The organism is Streptomyces sp. NBC_00335, assembly GCF_036127095.1.
Taxonomy (GTDB): Bacteria; Actinomycetota; Actinomycetes; order Streptomycetales; family Streptomycetaceae; genus Streptomyces.
In genome coordinates this window covers 1,844,611-1,869,956 of record NZ_CP108006.1, presented here as the reverse complement: position 1 = coordinate 1,869,956, position 25,346 = coordinate 1,844,611, and the positions used below count along the sequence as shown (strand labels likewise).

Annotated in this window: 16 protein-coding genes; 13 read left to right on the top strand and 3 right to left on the bottom strand. The window is 68.5% G+C overall.

The window, feature by feature from the left end; genetic code table 11:
- Positions 1–100 precede the first annotated feature (100 nt).
- Genes ngcE through OHA37_RS08330 form a run of 3 tightly spaced genes read left to right on the top strand, consistent with a single transcriptional unit; the run spans position 101 to position 3,485 of the window.
- Positions 101–1,552, top strand: a complete 1,452-nt coding sequence (gene ngcE / locus OHA37_RS08340; protein WP_266903701.1) for an N-acetylglucosamine/diacetylchitobiose ABC transporter substrate-binding protein — start codon at positions 101–103, stop codon at positions 1,550–1,552.
- Between the two features lie 43 nt (positions 1,553–1,595).
- Entirely contained in the window at positions 1,596–2,540 is a 945-nt protein-coding gene (locus OHA37_RS08335) for a carbohydrate ABC transporter permease (protein ID WP_266903700.1), read from the top strand.
- A 12-nt stretch (positions 2,541–2,552) separates the two neighbouring features.
- Positions 2,553–3,485, top strand: a complete 933-nt coding sequence (locus OHA37_RS08330) for a carbohydrate ABC transporter permease (protein ID WP_266903699.1) — start codon at positions 2,553–2,555, stop codon at positions 3,483–3,485.
- Between the two features lie 9 nt (positions 3,486–3,494).
- On the opposite strand, the gene OHA37_RS08325 is transcribed toward OHA37_RS08330, so the two are convergent.
- Positions 3,495–4,220 (bottom strand): MgtC/SapB family protein, encoded by a 726-nt coding sequence (locus OHA37_RS08325; protein ID WP_266885779.1) that lies wholly within the window; start codon positions 4,218–4,220, stop codon positions 3,495–3,497.
- 33 nt (positions 4,221–4,253) lie between these two features.
- Entirely contained in the window at positions 4,254–6,974 is a 2,721-nt protein-coding gene (mgtA, locus tag OHA37_RS08320) for a magnesium-translocating P-type ATPase (protein ID WP_266903698.1), read from the bottom strand.
- Between the two features lie 588 nt (positions 6,975–7,562).
- On the opposite strand from mgtA, the gene OHA37_RS08315 reads away from it, so the two are divergent.
- From OHA37_RS08315 to OHA37_RS08285, 7 genes are all read left to right on the top strand, one after another.
- On the top strand, positions 7,563–8,777 hold the full coding sequence (locus tag OHA37_RS08315) for an ROK family transcriptional regulator (RefSeq protein ID WP_243331471.1): 1,215 nt from the start codon (positions 7,563–7,565) through the stop codon (positions 8,775–8,777).
- A 118-nt stretch (positions 8,778–8,895) separates the two neighbouring features.
- The gene (locus OHA37_RS08310; protein ID WP_266903697.1) at positions 8,896–10,011 is read left to right on the top strand and encodes a sugar ABC transporter substrate-binding protein; all 1,116 of its coding nucleotides are present in this window, start codon (positions 8,896–8,898) and stop codon (positions 10,009–10,011) included.
- Positions 10,012–10,188: 177 nt separating this feature from the next.
- The gene (locus OHA37_RS08305) at positions 10,189–10,977 is read left to right on the top strand and encodes an ATP-binding cassette domain-containing protein (RefSeq protein WP_112447331.1); all 789 of its coding nucleotides are present in this window, start codon (positions 10,189–10,191) and stop codon (positions 10,975–10,977) included.
- Positions 10,974–12,245 (top strand): sugar ABC transporter permease, encoded by a 1,272-nt coding sequence (locus tag OHA37_RS08300; protein ID WP_266903696.1) that lies wholly within the window; start codon positions 10,974–10,976, stop codon positions 12,243–12,245. The genes OHA37_RS08305 and OHA37_RS08300 overlap by 4 nt, the downstream gene beginning before the upstream one ends.
- A 252-nt stretch (positions 12,246–12,497) precedes the next feature.
- Positions 12,498–14,414: a 1-deoxy-D-xylulose-5-phosphate synthase gene (dxs, locus tag OHA37_RS08295; RefSeq protein WP_266903695.1), complete on the top strand. Its 1,917-nt coding sequence runs from the start codon at positions 12,498–12,500 to the stop codon at positions 14,412–14,414.
- 146 nt (positions 14,415–14,560) lie between these two features.
- Positions 14,561–16,075, top strand: a complete 1,515-nt coding sequence (locus OHA37_RS08290; RefSeq protein WP_266903694.1) for an amino acid permease — start codon at positions 14,561–14,563, stop codon at positions 16,073–16,075.
- A gap of 20 nt (positions 16,076–16,095) precedes the next feature.
- Positions 16,096–16,611, top strand: a complete 516-nt coding sequence (locus OHA37_RS08285; RefSeq protein WP_266903693.1) for a GNAT family N-acetyltransferase — start codon at positions 16,096–16,098, stop codon at positions 16,609–16,611.
- Positions 16,612–16,657: 46 nt separating this feature from the next.
- Here the strand turns inward: OHA37_RS08285 and OHA37_RS08280 are convergent, their stop codons facing one another.
- Complete coding sequence (locus tag OHA37_RS08280) at positions 16,658–17,734, bottom strand: LCP family protein (RefSeq protein ID WP_443046125.1); 1,077 nt, start codon at positions 17,732–17,734, stop codon at positions 16,658–16,660.
- A 261-nt stretch (positions 17,735–17,995) separates the two neighbouring features.
- Between OHA37_RS08280 and OHA37_RS08275 the strand changes: the two genes are divergently transcribed.
- The 3 genes from OHA37_RS08275 (at position 17,996) to OHA37_RS08265 (ending at position 25,338) form a co-directional block, all read left to right on the top strand.
- Positions 17,996–19,501, top strand: coding sequence for a hypothetical protein (locus tag OHA37_RS08275; protein ID WP_266903691.1), 1,506 nt, complete (start codon positions 17,996–17,998; stop codon positions 19,499–19,501).
- Positions 19,502–19,720: 219 nt separating this feature from the next.
- Complete coding sequence (locus OHA37_RS08270) at positions 19,721–20,902, top strand: CDP-alcohol phosphatidyltransferase family protein (RefSeq protein WP_266903690.1); 1,182 nt, start codon at positions 19,721–19,723, stop codon at positions 20,900–20,902.
- Entirely contained in the window at positions 20,899–25,338 is a 4,440-nt protein-coding gene (locus tag OHA37_RS08265) for a bifunctional glycosyltransferase/CDP-glycerol:glycerophosphate glycerophosphotransferase (protein ID WP_266903689.1), read from the top strand. Before OHA37_RS08270 ends, OHA37_RS08265 begins: the two co-directional genes overlap by 4 nt.
- The last annotated feature ends 8 nt before the right edge of the window (positions 25,339–25,346 follow it).

Sequence of the window (25,346 nt, the reverse complement as noted above, 5' to 3'; positions counted from 1 at the left end):
GGACGGGGGGATGGCGGGGACCTGCGGTGATGTCCGCTGGGCGGCAGCAGTCGCACTTTCCTTCCTCCTTCACACTCCTGACGAAGGCGAGGACTTGAGCATGGGATCCACCTCCGCCCACGGCGAGAACAGCAACGGTGAGGGCTTCGGCCGCCGGGACCTGATCAAGCGCTCCGCGGCACTCGGACTGATCGCCGTACCGACGATGAGCTTCCTGTCCGCGTGCGCCTCCGGCTCCGAAGAGACCACCAAGGGCAACGAGTCCAAGGTGGCCGTCACCAAGGAGAACCCGTTCGGCGTCGCCAAGGGCGGCAAGCTCGACGTGGTCGTCTTCAAGGGCGGCTACGGCGACGACTACGCCAAGGCCTGGGAAGCGGCGTTCGACAAGAAGTGGGGCACCACTTCCTCGCACCTCTCCACCCAGGAGATCACCTCCAAGCTGCAGCCCCGCTTCAACGGCGGCAACCCGCCGGACGTCGTCGACGACTCCGGCGCCCAGCAGATCAAGCTGGACGTGCTCGCCAAGGGCAACCAGCTCGCCGACCTCACCGTGGTGCTCGACGCCCCGTCGCTCGACGACCCGGCCAAGAAGGTCCGGGACACGCTGATGCCCGGCACCATCGAAGGCGGCATGATCGGCGGCAAGTTCGTCGCCCTGCAGTACGTCTACACGGTCTGGGGCCTGTGGTACTCGGGCAAGCTCTTCAAGGAGAAGGGCTGGGCCGCGCCGAAGACCTGGGCCGAGTTCATGGACATCTGTCAGAAGGCCAAGGCGGCCGGCATCGGCGGTCTGGCCCACCAGGGCAAGTACCCGTACTACATCAACGTCGCCATCATGGACCTGATCGCCAAGAAGGGCGGCCTGGATGCCATGAAGGCGATCGACAACCTGGAGCCGAACGCCTTCGCGGACAACCCGATCGCCCTGGAGGCCGTCGAGGCGGTCTACGAGCTGGTCGAGAAGGACCTGCTCATGCCGGGCACCAACGGCCTGACGCACACCGAGTCCCAGACCCAGTGGAACCAGTACAAGGCCGCCTTCATCACCTCCGGCTCCTGGCTGGAGAACGAGCAGCTCAAGCAGACCCCCGAAGACTTCGACATGCAGTTCCTGCCGATGCCGGTGCTGCCCGGCTCGAAGCTGCCCTTCGAGGCCATCCGCGCCGGCGCCGGCGAGCCCTTCATCGTCCCGGAGAAGGCCGCCAACAAGGCCGGTGGCCTGGAGTTCCTCCGCTCGATGCTGTCCCGCGAGTGGTCGACCCTCTTCGCCCAGCAGGCCAACTCCCTCACCGTCCTCAAGGACGGCGTGGACCCGGCGGTCAAGCTCCGCCCGGGCACCCAGTCGGCCGTCGCCGCCCTCAAGGCGGCCGGGGACAACACGTTCAACTACCGCTACGGCGACTGGTACAGCGCGATGGGTACCGAGCTGGAGAACGCGTCCAATGAGCTGATGGCGAAGCGCATCCAGCCCAAGGAATGGATCAAGCGGGCCCAGGCTGCGGTAAACAAGGCGACCGAGGACCCGAACGCCAAGAACAACAAGCGCAGCTGACACCGCGTCCACCGGGCATCCGGAAACACCAGGGACGGACACCATGAGCCACGTAGCAAACAGCAAGGGGCGGGGCGGCTTCATCGCCGGCTTCCTCATCCTGCCCCTTGCGCTGTACCTGACCTTTGTCATCTGGCCGTACATTCAGACGTTCGGCTATTCCTTCACCAACTGGACGGGTCAGTCACCGACTTTCGACTTCGTCGGGCTGGACAACTACTCGGCCTTGATGAAGGACGAGGTCTTCGGCGGCGCTCTGCTGCACAACCTGCTGCTCTTGGTGTTCGTCCCGGCGATCACCATCCTGATCTCCCTGTTCTTCGCCTTCATGCTGAACGCCGGAGGGCGCAGCGGAGCCGGCGGAGTTCAGGGAGTGGCGGGATCAGCCCTCTACAAGGTGATCTACTTCTTCCCGCAGGTGCTCTCCCTCGCCATCCTCGCGGTGCTCTTCGGAGCCGTGTACCGCAGTGACGAGGGGGGCCTGCTGAACGGTTTCCTCACCACACTGGGACTGGTCGACCCGTCCCACCCCATCGAATGGCTCAACGAGCCCAACTTCGTCCTCTGGTGCCTGCTGCTCGTCGTCGTATGGCACGGGGTCGGTTTCTACCTCGTCCTGTTCTCGGCGGCCATGCAGTCGGTCCCCAAGGACATCTACGAAGCCGCACTGCTCGACGGCGCGGGGCGCGCCCAGACCTTCTTCAAGGTCACGCTGCCCCTGCTGTGGGATTCTGTGCAGACCTCCGCGGTCTATCTCGGCATCGCCGCGATGGACATGTTCGTCCTCGTGTCGACCATGACCTCGGGCCAGTTCGGCGGCGGACCGGACCACCACAGCGAGGTCATGGCGACGGTGCTGATGCGTAACTTCCTCTACTTCGGCAATGCGGGCTACGCCTGCGCCATGGGGGTCGTGATGCTCGTCCTCACCCTGATCCTCTCCGCCATCACGCTGCGGGCCACTCGCCGCGAGCACGTCGAGTTCTAGCGGGAGACCACGATGACCACAGTTGTCAAAGCGCCGGGCGAGGCGGCAGCCGAGAAGAAGCGCTCCGCCGCCACCGGGCAGCCCCGCGGGAAGAACAAGAGCGGTTCCGACGGCATGGTGCTCAACGTCTTCTCGCACGGCTTCCTCGCCGTGTGGGGGATACTGATCGTCCTGCCGCTGATCTGGCTGGTGCTCGGCTCCTTCAAGACCGACGTGCAGATCGGCAGTTCGGCCCTGAGCTGGCCGTCCAACTGGCATTTCGACGCCTTCGGGCGTGCCTGGGACAAGGGCATCGGGGACTACTTCGCCAACACGCTGATCGTGATGGTGTTCTCGGTCCCGCTGACGATGCTGCTCGGCTCGATGGCCGCGTACGTCCTGGCCCGCTACCCCTTCCGGGGCAACCGGCCGATCTACTACTTCTTCGTCAGCGGGGCCATGTTCCCGGTCTTCCTGGCGCTCGTCCCGCTGTTCTTCATGGTGAAGCGGCTGGACATGCTCAACTCGTACCAGGGTCTGATCCTGGTGTACGTGGCGTACTCGATGCCGTTCACCGTCTTCTTCATGCACTCGTTCTTCCGGACGCTGCCGACGGCCGTGCACGAGGCGGCGGTGATCGACGGTGCCTCGCACACCCGGATCTTCTTCCAGGTGATGATGCCGATGGCCAAGCCCGGCCTGATCAGCGTGGGGATATTCAATGTCCTGGGGCAGTGGAACCAGTACATCCTCCCCTCCGTGCTGATGCAGCCGCAGACCGGATCGGACCCCGAGCGCTACGTGCTCACCCAGGGCCTGATCCAGCTGCAGTACCAGATGGGCTACGAGACGGACCTGCCGGTGCTGTTCGCCGGTGTGACCATCGCGATGATCCCGATGCTGGTGGTCTACCTGTCCTTCCAGCGGCAGATCCAGGCGGGCCTGACCTCCGCCACGATCAAGTAGCGCGGCCGCTCAAGCAGCGGACGGGTCGGGCACGACCGACCAGCTGACCGCCGAGACGGAGGGGTCCAGCGAGAGGTTGCTCACCGCTTCCTCCAGCATCCGGCCCCCTTCGCCCTCGGCGGTCAGCAGCGCGGACACCGTCACCAGGCCGGCCTCCGGGCCGTCCTGGCTGCGGATCGAGCGCAGCTGGTACCCCGGCCGGCCCAGCGCGTCGACCAGCCGGTGGCGGATGTGGGCCTCCTCCGCCTCCAGGCACACGGCCTCGAAGTGGAAGTCGGTGGCCACCTCGGCCCCGCCCCCCGGCTCGCGGTCCATCCGCCGGCCCAGCGGGCGCAGCAGGAGGTTCGCCCCCACCACGCCCACCGTGCCGCAGGCCGCCAGGACGAACATCCCGGTGCCCGCGAGGCAGCCCACGGCCGCCGAACACCACAGGGTGGCGGCCGTGTTCAGGCCCCGGACGCTCAGCCCGTCGCGCATGATCACGCCGGCGCCCAGGAAGCCGATCCCCGAGACGATCTGGGCGGCGACCCGCGAGCCGTCGTACTGGACCTCCGAGACCTCGCTCATGAACCCGTACTGCGAGAGCAGTACGAACAGCGCCGCCCCGCCCGCCACCAGGGCGTTGGTCCGCAGGCCCGCCATCCGGGCCCGCCACTGCCGTTCCAGGCCGATGGCCGCCCCGAATCCGAGCGCCGCGACCAGGTGCCCGGCCATCTCCCATTCGGTGAGCATCATCGGCCTTCTCCCTTCTTCCTTCCTCGCCGGCTCTTAGAGCCAGGTACCGAACTTGCGGATGTAAACGGTCTTCAGCAGCTGCGTGAGCGTGCAGTACGCGAGCAGCACGCCGATCAGCCACGGGAAGTAGCTCGCGGGCAGGGGTACGAAGCCCAGCGAGGAGGCCAGCGGCGAGAAGGGCAGGAAGAGCCCGGTCAGCACCGCGAGGATCGTCATCACCATCACCGGCCAGGAGGCACGGGACTGGATGAAGGGGATCTTGCGGGTGCGGATCATGTGGACGATCAGGGTCTGCGAGAGCAGCCCCTCGATGAACCAGCCGGACTGGAAGAGCGCCGCGTGGGCCTCGGTGTTGGCGGCGAAGACGTTCCACATGATCACGTACATCGTGATGTCGAAGATGGAGCTGATCGGGCCGATGCAGACCATGAACCGGCCGATGCCCTTGGCGTCCCAGTTCCGGGGCTTGCGCAGGTACTCCTCGTCCATCCGGTCCCACGGGGTGGCCAGCTGGGCGATGTCGTAGACCAGGTTCTGCACCAGCAGCATGATCGCCAGCATCGGCTGGAAGGGGATGAAGGCGCTCGCCACCAGCACCGAGAAGACGTTGCCGAAGTTGGAACTGGCCGTCATCTTGATGTACTTGATCGTGTTGCCGAAGGTGGTCCGGCCCTGGATCACGCCCTGCTCCAGGACGGTCAGGTCCTTCTCCAGCAGGATGATGTCGGCCGACTCCTTGGCGATGTCGACGGCGGTGTCCACCGAGATGCCGACGTCGGCGTCGCGCAGCGCGGCCGCGTCGTTGATGCCGTCGCCGAGGAAGCCGACCGTGTGGCCGTCGGCCTGCAGGGCCCGAACGATCCGGGCCTTCTGGACCGGGTTTACCTTGGCGAAGACCGTCGTACGGGCGGCCAGCGCGCGCAGCTGCGGGTCGTCGAGGGAGTCGATCTCGCTGCCGTTGACGACGTGGCCGACGCTCAGGCCGACATCGGCGCAGACCCGGGCGGCGACGAGCTCGTTGTCGCCGGTGACGACCTTGACCGCGATGCCCTTGTCGGCCAGGCCCTGCAGGGCCCGGGCCGCATCGGCCTTCGGCGGGTCGAGGAAGGCGAGGAAGCCGACCAGGGTCAGCTCGTTCTCGTCCGCGACCGTGTAGGTGTCGCGCGGCGCGCCGATCGTGCGGGTGGCGACGGCGAGGACGCGCAGGCCCTGGCGGTTGTTGTCCTCGGCGATGCGGGTGACGTGGTGGCGCAGCTGTCCGGTCAGCTCGACCTTCCGGCCACGGTCCGTCATGTGGGTGCACAGGGCGAGGACTTCCTCGACGGCGCCCTTGGTGATCATGACGTGCTCGGCGCGGCCGGCCGAGCCCACCATGCTGTTGCGGTTGAGGACCACGGACATCCGGCGCCGGGCGAAGTCGAAGGGGATCTCGTCGACCATCGAGAACCGTGCGTCGACGACAACCTCCTCGGCCTCGCCCACGCGGTCGATCACCGCCTGGTCCATCAGGTTCTTCAGGCCGGTCTGGAAGTGCGAGTTGAGGTAGCCGTACTCCAGGACCTCGTCGTCCGGGGAGCCGTGCACGTCCAGGTAGCGGTCCAGGACGATCCGGTCCTCGGTGAGGGTGCCGGTCTTGTCCGTGCAGAGCACGTCCATGGCGCCCAGGTTCTGGATCGCGTTGAGCCGCTTGACGACCACCTTGCGCTTGGACATGGCGACCGCGCCGCGGGCCAGGTTGGCCGAGACCACCATCGGCAGCATCTCGGGGGTCAGGCCGACCGCCACGGCGATGCCGAAGAGCAGCGCCTGGTTCCAGTCGCCCTTGGTGACGCCGTTGATGACGAAGACGATGGGGACCATCACCAGCATGAAGCGGATCAGCAGGAAGCTGACCTTGCGCACGCCGGTGTCGAAGTTGGTCTCCGGGCGCTCGCCGACCAGGGAGCCGGCCATCGAGCCGAAGTAGGTGCCGGCCCCGGTGGCGACGACCACTCCGGTGGCGGTCCCGGAGGTCACCGAGGTGCCCATGAGGCAGATGTTGTCGGCTTCGACGGGGTCGGAGGTCTCGAACTGGCCGAGGTCGTCCGTCCGGGTGTCGGCCTTGGCGACCGGCAGGGACTCGCCGGACAGCGCGGCCTGGCTGACCATCAGGTCCTTGGAGGTGATCATGCGCAGATCGGCCGGGATCAGGTCGCCCGCGGCCAGCTTGACCACGTCACCGGGGACCACGCGGTCCATCGGGATCTCGAAGGTGGTGGGGCCCGAGCCGCTGCCGGCCCGGCGCTGCACCGCGCAGGTGGTGGTGACGAGCTGCTTCAGGGCGTCGGCCGCGCGGCCCGAGCGGTACTCCTGCCAGAATCGGAGCAGCCCGCTGATCGTGATCATCACCGAGAGGATGATCACGCTCGGCGACTCGGGGTCCTGCCAGTAGATGAGGCAGGCGAGGAAGATCAGGACGGCGATGAAGGGGTTGGCGTACGCCTTCGCCAGCTGGACGTACCAGCGCGGGGCGCGCTCCTGGGCGATGACGTTGGAGCCGTGGCGCTCCAGGCGCAGCGCGGCCTCGGCGTGGGTGAGGCCGTTGCGGGAGGCGTCCACGTCCTGCAGGACCTGGACGCCCGGGCGGGCGCTGACCTCGGCGAGCCGCTCGCCGACGACCCGGGTACGGGCCTCCAGCTCGGCCGCCTTGCGTTCGCGGCGTGCCCGGCCCGGGGGTGCGAGCTTCGTGGGGGTACGGGGGGTGAGCATGGTCATGGCAAAAACCTCCCTCCACGGCGTCCGGGCAGCACGAAGCCGCGCGGTCACGTGGAGTGATCATGGGTCGGCGCGAGGCGGCACGTAAGGCCGTGAGGCACGCCGATGGGCATGGATGACGCGCGCCCGACGGAAGCGTCAGGGCGTGCGGAAGGGGTTACGAAGATGAATGCAGAAACGCAACGCAGCGGCGAAGGGCCGAGGGCGTGCACACTCGAAGAGAGACCGGCCGCTCAGGGAGCTCAGCCGAAGAGAGCGCTGCAAGGACTTCGATCGGGACTCATCCCGAACACCTCCTTGCGTAGCGCTTGCATGACAGAGGGCGCCCGATCCGGCCGTGAAGACCGTGTTGACCAGCGCCACGGCGACCGTAGCACGATCAGGATGGAGGTTCTCTCATACTTATGGCCGGTAGTGACCGATTCGTACTGCGGCGGCCTCTTGACGTCGTGAGGCGCAAAGGCTCGACTTAAGGTTCACAAGTTGGAGAGACGCCGGGGTCTCGTGTCAGTCGGGGCATGCAGCCACTGACCACCCCGGCCGGGGGGCGACGGCTTGCCGTTGCTTATGGGCAGGAGTGGATGAGTCGTGCAGACTCCCGGATCGCAGTCTTCGCTGCATCGCGCCAATCTGGAGCGCGTCGTACGGGCGGTGCGGCTCGCCGGTTCGCTGACCCAGGCGGAGATCGCCCGGAGCACCGGACTGTCGGCGGCCACGGTCTCCAACATCGTCCGGGAACTCAAGGAGGCCGGGACCGTCGAGGTCACGGACACCTCCGCCGGGGGCAGGCGGGCGCGCAGCGTCTCGCTCAGCGGGGACGCCGGCATCGTGATCGGCGTGGACTTCGGCCACACCCACCTGCGGGTGGCCGTGGGGAACCTGGCCCACCAGGTGCTGGCCGAGGAGTCCGAGCCGCTGGACGTGGACGCCTCCTGGGTCGACGGCTTCGACCGGGCCGAAGCCCTGGTGGGACGGCTGGTCGAGGGCATCGGGATCGGCCGCGACAAGGTCATCGGCGTCGGGCTCGGCGTACCGGGCCCCATCGACCTGGAGTCCGGCACCCTCGGCTCCACCGCGATCCTGCCGGGCTGGGCCGGGATCAACCCGCGCCGCGAGCTCTCGCAGCGCCTGGGCGTACCGGTGTACGTGGACAACGACGCGAACCTCGGGGCGCTCGGCGAACTCGTTTGGGGGAGCGGGCGGGGAGTAAAGGACCTGGCCTACATCAAGGTCGCCAGCGGCGTCGGCGCGGGGCTGGTCATCAACGGCCAGATCTACCGCGGACCCGGCGGCACGGCCGGCGAGATCGGGCACATCACGCTCGACGAATCGGGTCCCGTCTGCCGCTGCGGCAACCGCGGCTGCCTGGAGACCTTCGCCGCGGCCCGGTACGTGCTGCCGCTCCTGCAGAGCAGCCACGGACCGGAGTTGACGATGGAACGGGTGGTGGAACTCGCCCGGGACGGGGACCCCGGCTGCCGTCGCGTCATCACCGACGTGGGCCGCCACATCGGCAGCGGCGTGGCCAGTCTGTGCAATCTCCTGAACCCGAGCCGGGTGGTCCTGGGAGGCTCCCTCGCGGACGCCGGTGAACTGGTCCTGGCCCCCATCCGTGAATCCGTGGGGAGGTACGCGATCCCCAGTGCCGCCCGGCAATTGTCGGTGCTCACGGGGTCCCTGGGCGGGCGGGCCGAGGTGCTGGGCGCGCTGGCCCTCGTACTGAGTGAGATGGGCGATTCGACACTTTTGGCGGAAAATGGAAGTGGAGTGCGAGCTCCCGCCGTCTTGTCTTCAGTTAGATAACGAATGGCGTCGTTGTCATCTCGTTAAGCATTCACTCCTTGACGACAAACTTGCGGCCGGGGTTGACTCACATCCACCTCGGCCGCAGTGCTGCGGCCTCGTCAGGGAGGTTCAAGTAATGAACACGCGTATGCGCAGAGTCGCCGTCGCCGTTGCCGCCGGCACCATGGCCGTCTCGCTCGCCGCTTGCGGCAGCGCGAAGGAGTCCGGGGACAAGAAGGACAACGCCTCCGGAGCGGTCAAGGGCGGCGCGATCAAGGTCGGTCTGCTCCTCCCGGAGAACCAGACCGCGCGTTACGAGAAGTTCGACAAGCCGCTCATCGAGAAGGCCGTCAAGGAGCTCACCGCGGGCAAGGGCGAGGTCGTCTACGCCAACGCCAAGCAGGACGCGACCACGCAGAACTCGCAGGTCGACACGATGATCACCAACAAGGTGAACGTCCTGATCATCGACGCGGTGGACTCCAAGGCCATCGCCGGCTCGGTCAAGAAGGCCAAGGAGGCCGGCATCCCGGTCGTGGCCTACGACCGCCTCGCCGAGGGCCCGATCGACGCCTACACCTCCTTCGACAACGAAGAGGTCGGCAAGGTCCAGGGCAAGGCGCTCCTGGAGGCCCTGGGCGACAAGGCCAAGGCCGGCCAGATCGTCATGATGAACGGCTCCGTCACCGACCCGAACGCCGCGCTGTTCAAGAAGGGCGCGCACTCCGTCCTCGACGGCAAGGTGAACGTCGGCAAGGAGTACGACACCGTCGAGTGGAAGCCGGAGAACGCCAACACCAACATGGCGGCCGCGCTCTCGGCGCTCGGCAAGGACAAGGTCATCGGCGTCTACTCCGCCAATGACGGCATGGCCGGCGGCATCATCACCGCCCTCAAGGCGGCCGGCGTGTCCCCCCTGCCCCCGGTCACGGGCCAGGACGCCGAACTCGCCGGTGTGCAGCGGATCGTGGCGGGCGAGCAGTTCATGAGCGTCTACAAGCCGTACGCCCCCGAGGCCGAGGCCGCCGCGAAGATGGCCGTGGCCCTCGCCAAGGGCGAGCCGATCGCGACCACCGCCACCGCGAAGGTCGACAGCCCCACCACCAAGGGCGTCCCGTCCCTGCTGATCCCGGTCGTCTCGCTGACCAAGGCGAACGTCAAGGACACCGTCATCCGTGACAACGTCTACACGGCCGACGAGATCTGCACCGACAAGTACGCGGCCGCCTGCGCCGCCATCGGCCTGAAGTAGGCCCCCGCCGCTCGGTCCGCCGAGCGGCCCCCATACCTGTCCGGCGCTCCCGCCTCCATCCCGCCACCGGCGGGGCGCCGGACAGAAACGTTTCTCTCAAGCACCTTCGCTTTCTCTCAAATCCCCCCGTGGTCCTGCTCTTTTGCACGACATCCCCGCCGGTCAGGCGGCAAGGAGATGGTTCATGTGTCCGCTGCGCCCGTACTGGCGTTGCGCGGGGTCTCGAAGCGGTTCGGCGCCGTTCAGGCCCTCACCGACGTAGAACTCGAGATCCACTCCGGCGAGGTGGTCGCCCTCGTCGGCGACAACGGCGCCGGTAAGTCCACGCTGGTCAAGACGATCGCCGGCGTGCACCCCATCGATGACGGAGTCATCGAGTGGGAGGGCCGTCCGGTCTCGATCACCAAGCCCCACGACGCCCAGAACCTGGGCATCGCGACGGTCTACCAGGACCTCGCGCTGTGCGACAACATCGACGTCGTCGGCAACCTCTTCCTGGGACGCGAGCTCAAGCGGCGCGGCATCCTCGACGAGGTGGAGATGGAGCGGCGCGCACGCGAGCTCCTGACCACCCTGTCCATCCGGATCCCCAGTGTCCGCATCCCCATCGCCTCGCTCTCCGGCGGCCAGCGCCAGACCGTGGCGATCGCCCGTTCCATGCTGGGCGAGCCCCAGCTCGTGATCCTCGACGAGCCCACCGCCGCCCTCGGCGTCGAGCAGACCGCACAGGTGCTCGACCTGGTCGAGCGGCTGCGCGAGCGCGGTCACGCCGTCATCCTCATCAGCCACAACATGGCCGATGTGAAGGCCGTGGCCGACAAGGTGGCCGTCCTGCGGCTGGGCCGCAACAACGGCGTCTTCTCCGTGAAGGACACGTCGCAGGAAGAGATCATCTCCGCCATCACCGGGGCCACGGACAACGCCGTGACCCGCCGGGCGGCCCGCACAGGGGAGGCCCGCAAGTGAGCACCCAGCACATAGACCCCGTCAACCCGGCTGCCGCCCACGACGCCATTCCGGCCGTGGACCCCCGCCTGCTCGTCCGCGAGCAGGGCTTCGCCGGGTACGTGAACGAGTTCGGCCGCAAGCTCAAGGCCGGCGACCTGGGCTCCGTGCCCGTCGTCCTCGGCCTGATCATCATCTGGAGCATCTTCCAGGGCCTGAACTCGAACTTCCTCGGCGCCGAGAACCTCACCAACATCGCGATCACGATGACGGCCACCGGCATGATGGCGGTCGGCATCATCTTCGTCCTGCTGCTCGGTGAGATCGACCTCTCGGTCGGCTCGGTCAGCGGTGTCTCGGGCGCGATCGTGGCCGTCCTCTCGGTCACCAACGGCGTCAACGAATGGCTGGCCATCCTCGCGGCGATCGCCGGAGGCGCCCTGATCGGCTCCCTCCACGGCTTCTTCTTCGCCAAGATCGGCGCCCCGGCCTTCGCGGTCACCCTTTCGGGCCTGCTCTTCTGGTCCGGCGCCATGCTGCAGATCCTCGGCAGCAACGGCACGATCAACCTCGACTCCGAGGGCGTGGTCGGGCAGCTGACCACGTACTTCTTCTCGGACGTGGCCGTCGGCTACGGGCTCGCCGCCCTCGCCGTGGCGGGGTACTTCCTCGCCACGTTCTCCGACAACCGGCGCCGCGCGGCCGCGGGGGTCCCCTCCCGCCCGCTCGGCGAGATCCTGCTGCGCACCGGGCTCCTCGCGGTGTTCACCTTCGGTCCGGCCATGGTGTTCAACCAGTACAAGGGCCTGCCGCTGGCGATCGTGCTCTTCCTGCTGGCCCTGGTCGGCACGGACTTCCTCCTGCGGCGCACCACCTTTGGCCGCCAGGTCTTCGCCCTCGGCGGCAGCGTCGAGGCCTCCCGGCGCGCCGGCATCAACGTCAACCGGGTCCGGATCACGGTCTTCGCGATCGCCGGCACCTTCGCGGCCATCGGCGGCCTCTTCTGGGCCTCCAAGATCGCGGCGGCGAACCAGAGCGCCGGCGCCGGCGACCTGCTGATGAACGTGATCGCGGCGGCCGTCATCGGCGGCACCAGCCTCTTCGGCGGACGCGGCCGGACCTGGAACGCCCTCCTCGGCGTCATGGTCATCACCTCCATCCAGTACGGTCTGGCCCTGGAGGGCATCGCGACGCCGATCCAGTACATGATCACGGGCGCGGTCCTCCTCGCCACCGTGGTGATCGACTCGATCACCCGCAAGACGCAGAAGACGGCCGGGCGCGCCTGACCGGCGTGCGCGGAGCGTGATGCGGCGGTAAGAACCGTCACAGTGCCCGGTGCCACTTCATGTGGCACCGGGCACCTGCGCGTGAGCGTGTACGTACAGATGTGCGGGTATACCCCCATTTGGCGGGTGTGACTCCGTGCTGATGTGTACAGGTATGACAAAGGTGTGACCTGACCGGGACCGCGCTTCACTAACGCCCAAGTGGCGAAGATTAGACTCGGCAGACCAGCAAGCGACTGCAAGGAGGCACGGGTGCTGCTGACCCGCATCAAGGGACCGCGCGATCTGGACCGGCTCAGCCAGGAGGAGCTCGACAGGCTCGCCGCAGAGATCAGGACCTTCCTCGTCGACGCCGTCTCCAAGACCGGCGGGCACCTCGGCCCCAACCTCGGTGTCGTCGAGCTGACGATCGCTCTGCACAGGGTCTTCGACTCGCCCAAGGACAAGGTCCTCTTCGACACCGGCCACCAGGCCTACGTGCACAAGCTGCTCACCGGCCGCCAGGACTTCGGCGGCCTGCGCACCAAGGGCGGCCTGTCGGGCTACCCCTCGCGCGCCGAGTCCGACCACGACGTGATCGAGAACTCGCACGCGTCCACCGTGCTGGGCTGGGCCGACGGCTTCGCGAAGGCCAACGAGGTGCTCGGCAAGGAGGACCACCACGTCGCCGCGGTCATCGGCGACGGAGCCCTCACCGGCGGCATGGCCTGGGAGGCGCTGAACAACATCGCCGCCGCCAAGGACCGCCCCCTGGTGATCGTCGTCAACGACAACGAGCGCTCGTACGGCCCCACCATCGGCGGCCTCGCGAACCACCTGGCCACCCTGCGCACCACGGACGGCTACGAGCGCTTCCTGGCCCGCGGCAAGGACCTCCTGGAGCGCACCCCGGTCGTCGGGAAGCCCCTCTACGAGACCCTGCACGGCGCCAAGAAGGGCCTCAAGGACTTCATCGCCCCGCAGGGCATGTTCGAGGACCTGGGCCTGAAGTACATCGGGCCCATCGACGGGCACGACATCGAGGCCCTGGAATCGGCCCTGCAGCGCGCCAAGCGCTTCAGCGGACCGGTCATCGTGCACTGCCTCACCCAGAAGGGCCGGGGCTACGAGCCGGCCGTCCAGGACGAGGCCGACCGCTTCCACGCGGTCGGCGTGATCCACCCGGACACCGGCCTGCCGGTCTCCACCGACGCCGCCAGCTGGACCTCCGTCTTCGCCGACGAGATGGTCAAGCTGGGCCGGGAGCGCAAGGACATCGTCGCCATCACCGCGGCCATGCTCCAGCCCGTCGGCCTGAAGAAGTTCGCCGACGCCTACCCGGACCGGATCTTCGACGTCGGCATCGCCGAGCAGCACGGCGCCACCTCGGCGGCGGGCCTGGCCTCCGGCGGCGCCCACCCGGTCTTCGCGGTGTACGCGACCTTCCTCAACCGCGCCTTCGACCAGGTCCTGATGGACGTGGCCCTGCACAAGTGCGGGGTCACCTTCGTCCTGGACCGTGCCGGTGTCACCGGCACCGACGGCGCCTCCCACAACGGCATGTGGGACATGTCCATCCTCCAGGTGGTCCCGGGCCTGCGCCTGGCGGCCCCGCGCGACGCCGAGCAGCTGCGCGCGCAGCTGAACGAGGCCGTCCTGGTGAAGGACGCGCCGACCGTCGTGCGCTTCTCCAAGGGCGTCGTCGGCCCCGCCGTGCCGGCCATCGGCAAGATCGGCGGCATGGACGTGCTGCGCCGTCCGGCCGACGAGGTCACCCGGCCGGACGTACTGCTCGTCTCGGTCGGCGCGCTCGCCCCGATGTGCCTGGAGATCGCCGACCTCCTCGACAAGCAGGGGATCTCCACGACCGTGGTCGACCCCCGCTGGGTCAAGCCGGTGGACGAGGCTCTGGCCCCGCTCGCCGACCGCCACCGCGTGGTCGTCACCGTGGAGGACAACAGCCGTACCGGCGGTGTCGGCTCCGCCGTGGCGCAGGCACTGCGGGACGCGGGGGTCGACGTACCGCTGCGTGACTTCGGCATTCCGCAGCGCTTCCTGGACCACGCCACGCGCAAGGAGGTCATGGCCGAGATCGGTCTGACCGCCCCGGACATCGCGCGGCAGGTCACGGGCCTGGTGGCCAAGCTGGACGGGCGCTACGAGAGCGAGCCGGCCGCCGCCGTCGACTGAGCGGCGGGACGGCTCTCGGCCGACCCCTGCGACCGCCGCGACTGATCATCTGCGGTTGCACGCCACGGGCCGGGAGGTTCACCCTTGAAGGGTGGGCCTTCCGGCCCGTTTCGTTTCGATGCGGTCTGCCCAGCGGAGGTGCGTCGGTGAGTAGGAACCTGAAGAGTCCCTTCCGTACGAAATCGGTCGAACAGTCGATCCTCGACACGGAAGAGCCGGAACACGCGCTCAAGAAGTCGCTCTCCTCCTGGGACCTGACCGTCTTCGGCGTCGGCGTGATCATCGGCACCGGCATCTTCGTCCTGACGGGCAAGGTCGCGAAGGAGACCGCCGGACCTTCCACGGCCCTCGCGTTCGTCGCCGCCGGCATCGTGTGCGCGCTGGCCGCCCTGTGCTACGCCGAGTTCGCCTCCACCGTCCCGGTGGCCGGATCCGCGTACACCTTCTCGTACGCCTCGATCGGCGAGCTGCCCGCCTGGATCATCGGCTGGGACCTCGTGCTGGAGTTCGCGCTCGGCACCGCGGTCGTGGCCGTCGGCTGGTCGGGGTACGTCCGCTCGCTCATGGACAACGCCGGCGTCCACCTGCCCGCCGCGCTGCAGGGGCCCGACGTTCCGGGCGGCAGCTTCGACCTGCTCGCCTTCGTCCTGGTCCTGGTCCTCACCGCGATCCTGGTCGTCGGGGTGAAGCTGTCCGCGCGGATCACCGCGGTGGTCGTCGCGATCAAGGTCACGGTGGTGCTCATCGTGATCATCGCGGGCGCGTTCTTCATCACGAAGTCCAACTACACGCCGTTCATCCCGCCGGCCGAAGCCCAGAAGGGCGGCTCCGGACTGGACGCCCCGCTCGTCCAGCTCATCTTCGGCTACGAGCCCACCAACTTCGGCATCATGGGCATCTTCACCGCCGCCTCCGTGGTCTTCTTCGCCTTCATCGGCTTCGACGTGGTGGCCACCGCCGCCGAGGAGACCAAGCTGCCGCAGCGGGACATGCCGCGCGGCATCCTCGGCTCGCTGATCATCTGCACCGTGCTCTACGTGGCGGTCTCGATCGTGGTGACCGGCATGCAGAACTACAAGGAGCTCTCCGTCAGCGCCCCGCTGGCCGACGCCTTCAAATCCGCCGGCCATCCGGTCTACGGAGGCATCATCAGCTTCGGCGCCGCCGTGGGCCTGACCACGGTCTGCATGATCCTGCTGCTCGGCCAGACCCGGGTGTTCTTCGCGATGAGCCGCGACGGACTGCTGCCGCGGTTCTTCTCGCGGACGCACCCGAAGTTCCGTACGCCCTACAGGCCGACGATCCTGCTCGGCGTGATCATCGCGATCGTCGCCGGATTCACCAGCATCAACGAGCTGGCGACCCTGGTGAACATCGGCACCCTCTTCGCCTTCGTCGTCGTCGCGCTCGGCGTGATGGTCCTGCGCCGCACCCGGCCCGACCTGCACCGGGCCTTCCGCACCCCGTGGGTGCCGCTCGTGCCGATCCTGTCGATCGCCGCGTCGGTCTGGCTGATGCTGAACCTGCCGGCCGAGACCTGGCTGCGCTTCGGGATCTGGATGGTGATCGGCATCGCCGTCTACTACCTCTACGGGAAGAAGCACAGCCGGCTGGGCCGGGGCGAGGGCATGACACCGAACGCGGCGCGCGAGGGCCGCTGAGCGCGTTCTACGGTGGGGGCATGGAGATCACCGTAGGACTGGAACCCTGGGCGGAAGACGACTTCTGGCTGCTGCTGCGCAAGAACGAGGCGGCCATGACGGAGCACTTGGGCGGCCCGGAGACGGAGGCCAAGCTCCGCGACCGGCACCGGCGCTACCTGGCGCTGAGCGCGCGGGAGCCGGGGGCCGGGCGGATGTTCCGGGTCGTCGCCGACGGCGAGAGCGTGGGCAGCGTCGGCTTCTGGGAGCGCCACTGGCAGGGGGAGGAGGTCTATGAGGCCGGCTGGGGCATCCTCCCCGAGTTCCAGGGCCGGGGCCTCGCGGCCCGCGCGGCCCGGGCGGTCATCGCCCACGCGGGCGTCCACGGCACCCGCCGCCACCTGCACGCCTTCCCGGCCGTCGACCACGCGGCGTCCAGCGCGGTGTGCCGCGCGGCGGGGTTCGTGCTCCTCGGTGAGGTGCGGTTCGAGTACCCGCCGGGGCAGTGGCACACGAGCGGCGACTGGCGTGCGGAGCTGGGCGCGAACGGCGCGTAGCGCCGGCCCGCGGGGGGCCGGCGCCACGCGACGGAGGCGGGGCGGGTCAGCCGCCGGTGGCGGGGGACTTCTTCGCCGAGGCCGGGATCGGCTGGTCGTTGCGCAGGGCCTCCCACAGCTGGCCGGACTGCGGCTCCACGGCGACGACGCGGTTGATGTCGATCTTGTCGTAGGCGACCGGGAGCATGATCGTCTCCATGGTCTCCGGGTCCACGCCCTTCATGCTCTGGGCGAAGTCCGACAGACCCTTGAGGGAGTCGAGTTCGGCGTCGGTGGTCAGCGCCTTGGTGCCGGCGTCGGCGAGCTTGTAGAGCCGGGCGGGGCTGCTGAGGACGTCCTGCTTCTTGATCTCGGACAGCATCGCGATCATGAACTTCTGCTGCAGATCGATGCGTCCGAGGTCGCTGCCGTCGCCGTAACCGTGGCGGGTGCGAACGAACTTGAGCGAGTCCGTGCCGTTGAGGCGGTGCGTGCCCGCGTCGAGGTTCAGACCGCCCTTGATGGGCTTGTCGAGGGTGACGTCCACGCCGCCGAGGGCGTCCACGAGCTCCTTGAAGCCGGCGAACTCCACCTTCACCAGGTGGTCGATGCGGACGCCGGACATCTTCTCGATGGTCTTGACGACGCAGGCCGGGCCGGCGGTGCCGATGACGCCGTTGATCATGACGCGGTTCGCGCCGGCGATCGTCTTGCCGTTCTTGTCCTTGCAGTCCGGCCGGGTCACGAGGGTGTCACGGGGGATGCTGATCGCGGTGGCCTTCTTACGGCCCTCGGGTATGTGCACCAGCATGTTGGTGTCCGAGCGGGAGCCGCTGACGTCGCCCTTGTCGAGCTCACCGTTGGCGCCGTCGCGCGAGTCCGAGCCGAGCACCAGGATGTTCTGCCCGCTGTCCGGAACCTTCGCCGGCCGGTTGTCGGCGCCGATCTGCTGGTTCAGGTCGACGCTGTCGATGTTTCCGTTGAGGTGGTTGTATGCCCACCAGCCCGTGCCGGCGGCCCCGAGCAGGAGCAGGACCACCACCACCAGGACGATCTTCATCGCGCGGCGTCCGCGTGACCTGGGCGGACGCACTCCTCGCCGCCCGGTGCTCCGGTGACTGGGTGTGGCGGTCTGTTGGGTCATACTGCTCGAATCCTCAGGGCCTCGGTCGGCTGACGGACGGCGCGGTGGGCCGGATGCCGCTGCACTATAGGCAGATTTCCAACTCGAACGGGAGAGCGCCTATCGTCTTCGTGGCCGGTGTGGGACAGATGTGCGCAGTCCGTGAGAGGAAGGGGGAGCAGAGCAATGGTCCGATCAACCGGACGTCGTGCGAGACGCGGTGACACCTCCCGTGAGCAGACGTCGGCGGCCCCCCGAGGTGCGGCGGTCCAGGCCGCTCCGGTGGTGATCGTCGTTGCCACGCCCGGGGAGGCGATCCCTCTGATCGCCTCCGAGCCGGACGGTGCGGTGATCGAGGTCGTCTGCCTCGCGGACGGCAGCGCGACCGAGTACCGGGCGCTGGAATCGGCCATGGCCGGGGCTGCCCGGCGCGGCTGCAGGTTCTCCGGAGAGCCCTTCGTGCTCGACGCCGGAGCGGGGAACATCACAGGGCAGATCCTCGATGTCCTCCACGAGACCGGTCCCGTACGGGTACGGACCCTCGACCCGGATCCCGCGCACGATTCCTTCGACACCGAGCGCAAGCTCCCCATCGTCAACGAGCCGGCCGCGCGAGGCCGGGCCGCGCGCAGCGCGCTCAGGGCCGCCCGCCGCTACCAGCTGGACGTCGGCACCCCCGTCTTCGTCGACTGCCGCCGGGCCGGATCGGACGCCGCACTGCCTCCCGAGAGCGCCGCCCGGTATCCGATGCCCGCCAAATGGCTGGTCAGCGGCAAGGACGGCCGGCTGTCCGCCTACCTGCCCACGGCCGCCGGTGTCGTGCGGTGGACCGAGGGCCGCACCGAGGCCGAGCCGTGGAGCGGACCCGAGCTGCTCGGGGGACCGGAGCTCATGCCCGGGCTGAACGTGCTGCAGGGGCCCGACGGCTACGCGTACCTGATCGGCCTGAGCCGGACCAAGCGCAAGGAGGGCGGCGCTGACATCGAGGTGGTGTGCGCCGCCCAGTACCAGACCGGCCGGCCCCTCGGGCCCTGGGTCCCGCTGGGCAACCCCCACGCCCCGAACTGGCAGGTGGCCCGCTCGGTCGGCTTCCCGGCCGCCGCCTTCTCCGGCGACGGCTTCATGCACGTCTTCGTCCGCAACTTCGGACACGGTGTCAGCGTGCGCAAGCAGTCGCCGAAGGGCGCGCTGAGCCGCTGGGACGCCCTGCGCGGGCAGAAGGTGGCCGACGAGATGACCGCCTTCGCGGCGCCGGACGGCGGTGTGCACCTGGTGGCCCGGGCGCGCGACGCGGACGCCGCCGTGCACTGGTACCTCGGGGACCCGGCCTCGGCGTGGCAGGAGGACAGCCGGATCCCGGTGAGCCTGCGCCCCGGCAGCCTTTCGGCGGCTCCGGAGTCCGGGCTGGTGCGGTTCCGCTACTCGATGACGAACGAGGTCTGCGTCTGGTGGCCGGGTGCGCACGCGCCGATCGGCCTCGGCGGGCCCGACGGGGACGGCCCGGTCACCGGGGTGGCGGGCGCCGACATCCAGGGCTGGGGCTGCACCGTGCTCGTGCGCGGGGGCCACGGGGGAGTGCCGTCGATCGGCGCCCACCCGGACGGGCGCCCGGATACGGGAGTGTGGTGGTCCGAATCGGGCGAGCGCTCGATCGTCCCGCCCGCGGCCGCCTTCGACGCCCGGGGCCGTGTGGTGATCGTCACGGTGGGGATGGACGGAAGGCTGCGGGTGGCCCGGCAGCAACTGGGATCTGATGGCCTGGAGTTCACTCCGTGGAGTGTCCTATAGCGGCCGTTTCGTCAATTCATATGTGGGTTTGACGACGGTAGCTGTCGACTTGCGCGCTAGCTCGCGTCATCGACGTGTTGGTAAGGTCAAAGAACGCCCTTTACCTGAACCATAAGTGGACGGTTGGCGTCACAGTGGCGGCCACTTGCCGTCACGAGTGATCACAGGGTGAAGGTCCCGCCTGCACGCCCGGTTCACTGTGTCGACGACTGAGGGGTTATGTCCAAGCTGTCTCTGAAGGCCGTCCAGAAGCTCACCTGCAAAAAGCGGGACGCCTGGTGGACGGTCCTTCTGGTCGACCCGATAGCGACGCGCATGCTCGTCGTCCTGGCGCGGTGGAACTTCGTCACGCCGAACCGGGTGACGTGGGCCGCTCTCTTCGTGGGCCTCGGCTCGGCCTTCTTCTTCCTCCAGGCCGACTGGATGTCGCTGTGCATAGGCGCGGCGCTCTACCACCTCAGCTTCATCCTCGACTGCATCGACGGCAAGCTCGCCCGCCTCAAGGGCAACGGCACCGTCTTCGGCGGCTGGCTCGACTACGTCTTCGACCGCATCCGCGTCCTGTTCTGCGCGCTCGCCCTGATGGGCGGGCAGTTCCTGCAGCACGACGAAGAGGTCTACCTGCTCGCGGCCCTGGTCGTGATCTTCCTCGACATGCTCCGCTACGTCGACGCCCTCCAGATCTACAAGATGCGCATGTCCATGCGCGGCAAGATCGAAGCCGTCACCCTCGCCCGCCAGGCGGAGCAGGGGGTCGAGGAGGAGGAGCGCAAGGTCGTCTTCATCGAGGACCTGCTGCGCGAGAACCCCCTGGGACAGGCGGACGAGCTCAAGGCCCAGAGCGCGCAGGCGGAGCAGTCCGAGGTCATCGACCTCCACGAGCAGTTCCGCACGCGGTTCCCCTGGTACGCCCGGTTCCGCCACGCCCTGGTGCAGAGCCGCATCCGGCCGCACCTCATCAGCGGCATCGAGTTCCAGATGTTCATCTTCATCATCGGCCCCGTCATCGGCCACATCCTGTGGACCACGGCCGCGTCGGCCGTGCTGATGGGCGGCTTCGAGCTCGTCATCATGTTCAAGTTCTGGCTCTCCACCCGCGACTTCACGCGCACGATGGAACGCCTCGACCCGGGCAACATCCCCTCGCGCGCCGGCTCCATAGCCCCGCACCTGCACGCCGGCCGTCACCGCCGCCGCGGCGATGAGGAGCTGCAGGAGGTCGTGGAGGCCGCCCAGCGGTTCCCCGCCCCCGAGCCGTACGAGGACCCGGGCTTCGTGCCGTACCCCGCGCCCTACCCGAACGAGTACACGGGCGCCGTGACGGACACCATGCAGCTCTCCAAGATTCCGGCCCAGGCCCTGCGGCCGGGCTACGTCGAACCGGAGCACTACTCTCGATGAGCTTCCCGGTCGACATATCGCACTACGGCGTCACCATCGTCATACCGGCCTTCAACGCCAGCGCCACGCTGGCGCGGGCCCTCCAGTCGGCCCTGGGGCAGACGCACCGCGGCATCGAGGTCCTCGTCGTCGACGACCGCTCCACCGACGGCACCCTGGCCCTCGCCCACCAGTTCGCCGCCCAGGACGGGCGCGTGCGGGTCATCGAGCGGCCGCAGAACAGCGGCGGCTGCGGCGCACCCCGCAACAACGGCATCGAGGCGGCCTCCGGCCAGTTCGTGATGTTCCTCGACGCGGACGACGAGCTGCCGCTCAAGGCGGCCGAGACGCTCCTGTCCTCGGCGCTCGTCACGGGCTCCGAGATCACCGCCGGCCGTGTCGTGCGCATCAACCACGCCACGGACGAGCTCACCGTCTGGCAGCCCCAGCTCTACCCCGCCGACCAGACGGTCGCGGGCCTGGGCGGCATGCCCGAGCTGATCGACGACCCGATCGCCGCCGGAAAGCTGTACCGCAGGGACTTCCTCGACAACCACGGCATCCGCTTCCCCGAGGGCGTCTACTTCGAGGACACCTACTTCTCCACGGTCGCGAACTTCTACGCGCGCTCCTTCACCATCCTCGCCACCCCCGTCTACCGGTGGATGTGGGAGCGGGAGTCCGACCAGCCGTCGATCACCAACCGCCGCCACGAGCTGCGCAGCATCAGCGACCGCGTCCTGGTGCACCAGTACACCGACAGCTTCCTGCGCAGCGTCGGCCGCCCGGACCTGCTGGCCCGCAAGGGTTCCAAGTTCCTCTCGCACGACCTGCGGCTCTACACGCCCGAGCTGCGCACCGGCGACCACGCCTTCCACAGCGGGTTCCTCGCGGCCGTGGCCCCGTACCTGCACAGCCTCGACCCCGGCACCTTCGAACTGTGCGGCCCGATGGAGCGCATCCGCGCCTTCGGCCTCATGCACGGACGCGTCGACATCGCCGTGTCGGCCTCCGACTACATGAAGCGCCGCAGCGTCATCAGCTCCGACATCGTGGAGCGCGACGGCAGGGTGTTCTGGTCCGGGTCGCTGCTCGGCTACCCCAATGCCGAGCGCTTCCTCGAAGTCACCGAGCTGGAGCTGACCGGGCACAAGCTCGCCGACTCCCGCATGTACAACAAGGCCGCGTCGATCGAGATGGTCGACGGCGAGCTGCACATCTCCGGCGCGATCCGCAACCAGTTCAGCCGGTTCGCCGCCGACGACAAGGTCGAGATCATCGCCGTGCTGCGCCGCCGCAGCACCAAGGCCGACCACCACTTCCCCGTCTCCGGTGTGGAGATCGACAAGGACTGGATCCGGTACCACACCACCATCGACCTCAAGTCCACCCTGGACAAGACCGAGCGCGTCGGCAACTGGAACTTCTTCGTCCAGCTCCGGCACGCCGGCGAGCGCGCTTCCACGGCGCTGAACATCAGCGGCGTCGACGTCAGCAGCATGCGGCACTCCTGCGACGCGGGCGTCTTCGAGGTCTACGAGACCGTCAGCGGCAACCTGGGCCTGCGCCCGGAGACCGGGGAACAGCGGGTCAAGACCTCGGACCGGGGCACCCCGTGGCTGTGGTGGCAGGACGTCGCCCCCACCGGGCCCGTGGAACTGCCCGAGAGCTACGCCGCCACGCTCGTGGTCCACTGCCACAACGACGAGTACCACCTGCGCGAGTTCCTCTCCTCGCTCGTGGCCCAGCGCAGCTTCGCCCGCACCCAGGTGGTGTTCGTCGACGACGGGTCGAACGACAGCACCGCACGGCAGCTCGCGGCCTTCGCCGCCTACTACCCCAACGCGGGCGTCGTCACCCAGCACAGCCTCGGCGCCAGCGCGGCCTTCGACCACGGCCTGCAGTACGCCGTCGCCCCCTACGTGATGTTCTCGCGCGCCCGGGACATCCTCGGCGAGGACTCCATCGGCCGGCTGCTCTCGGCCGGCCGCCGGGTCAAGGGCGCCGACGTCGTCGCCGGCCAGGCGGACAACTTCCCCGGCCCCTGGCGCAGCGACGACGAGCCGTGGCAGCGGTACTTCACCTCCAAGACCTCGGTCCGCCGCCTGTCCGACGCGCCGTACCTCGTCTTCTCCACGCTGCTGGGCGGGAAGCTGTTCAAGACCTCCTACATCCGGGAGCACGGCTTCCGCGGAGGCCCGGGCCCTGGCCTGGAGGACGACTGGTTCACCGTCCCGGCCGTGCTGTACGCGCGGAGCGTGGCGATCGCGCAGAACGCCCGCTTCTTCGAGCGGGACGAGGAGAACCAGAACTCGCTCTTCGACTCGCCCTGGAACGACCCCGTCAAGACGGTGGACCGGGTCCGGCTGGCCGCGCACGTCCTGGCCTCGGTCCAGGGCGCCCCGCCGCGGACCGTCGTCCTGGCCCAGCGCTTCGTCGTCCGTACCCTCCAGCCCTACGTGCGCAACATGCACCGCATCATGAGCAGGCCCGAGCTCGCCTCGGTCCTGCCCCTGCTGGGTTCGGTCTACAGCCAGATCCCCGACGACGTGATCCTCCAGTACGCCGTCCACCCGCAGTCCAAGGTCCAGCACCACGCGATCGTCACGGGCAACCTCGACCTCTTCGCGGACCCGCTGGGAGCGCCGGAGTACCTTCCCACGCTCTTCCTCGACGAAGAGGGCGTCTACCGAAGACTCGTGTCCGACCCGGTGCGCACCACGCTGCTGCGCGTTCCGCGGGCCAGCGCCGTCCTGGAGACCTTCGACTGGACCGACGGCGAGATCCACTTCGAGGGGCTCCTCGTCCTCTCCGGCGTGGACATCAACGCCCGGTACACCAACCGGATCCAGCTCGTGCTCTCCGACGGGCAGCGCGAGGTGACGCTCCCCCTGGAGCAGAACTACCGCCGCGACCGCTGGCGCACCCGCAAGAACCAGGACTGGTTCTCCGGCTGGCGCGCCACCGCCCGCCCGGGCACCCTCGACAAGCTGGCCAACACCGAGCTGAGCATGGTGATCCGGGTCATCGACCGGGACCGCCACCACGACGTCCCGCTGGCGGCCCGCCAGATGCTGCACCGCTTCAAGGGCGTCCACACCGAGGGCCGGCAGCGCTTCGTCCTGTCCATCGACGACGACGAGCAGGTCACCGTCCGCTGGGTACGCGGCTTCGCGGCCCGGTCCAAGGACAAGCTGCGCCGCTTCAAGTGGGAGCTGCGCAACTCGCTGCCCGGACGGCCCGGCTGGCGCACCCGCCTCATGTACTGGCTGACGTACCCCTACCTGCACAACCGGGGCATCTGGATCATCGGTGAACGCGAGGACACCGCCCAGGACAACAGCTACCACCTGTTCAAGTGGATCCGGCAGAACCGCCCCAAGACCAAGGTCTACTACTCGATCAACGGCGATTCCCCCGACTGGGACAAGGTGGCCAAGTACGGCCAGGTCATCGACCGGATGTCGTGGAAGCACCGCGCCTACCTGCTCCACGCGGAACGCCTGATCAACGCGTACGACCTGGAGGCCTACCTCGGCTTCCCCGGTCTCCTCAAGCGCGCCTTCCTGCGCGGCTACGGCGACCTGCTGCGCTACAAGCGGGTGTTCCTCCAGCACGGCGTCGTCTACAACGACGTCGTCGCCTCGATCCACGGCCAGGCCACCAACGTCGACATGGTGCTCACCACGGGACGCAGCGAGCGCTCGTACTACGCCGAGCACTGCGGCTACGGCTACGCGCGCGTGGCGGCGACCGGCCTGCCCCGGTTCGACGCCCTGGAGCCGGTGCGCGGCCCGCGGCGGATCCTGGTCATGCCGACCTGGCGCCGCGACATCGTCGCGCCCTCGTACAACAAGGCGGCCAAGCCCGAGATCCCGTTCGCGGCGTCCGAGTACTACCGGTTCTTCTCCGCGCTGCTGCGCAACGAGCGGCTGCTGAGCGCCGCCCAGTACTACGGCGTCGAGCTGGAATTCATGCCGCACTACGAGATCCGGCCCTACCTCCACCACTTCAAGATCGACCACCCGTCGATCAGCGTGTCGACCACGGGCCGCGACGTGCAGCTCGCCATGCGCGAGTGCTCGATGCTGGTGACGGACTATTCGTCGGTGTTCTTCGACGTGGCTTACATGGGCAAGCCCATCGTCTACACGAACTTCGACGACGAGTCCTTCTACACCAAGCACTACAAGCGCGGCTACTTCGACCTCGCGCGGGACGGCTTCGGCCCGGCCTGCGGCACCGTCGACCAGGCGGTGCACGAGATCATCGCCACCATCGAGCGGAACTTCGAGGTGGAACCCCAGTACCGCCGGCGCGCCGAGGAGTTCTTCGTCCTGCGCGACACCTCCAACTGCGAGCGCGCCTACCAGGTCATCGAGACGATGGACGCGAATGCCGTCGGCGACCAGCGGGCTCAGCTCTATCTCGGAGCACGGGGCTTCGGCGAGTTCTGATAGGAAGT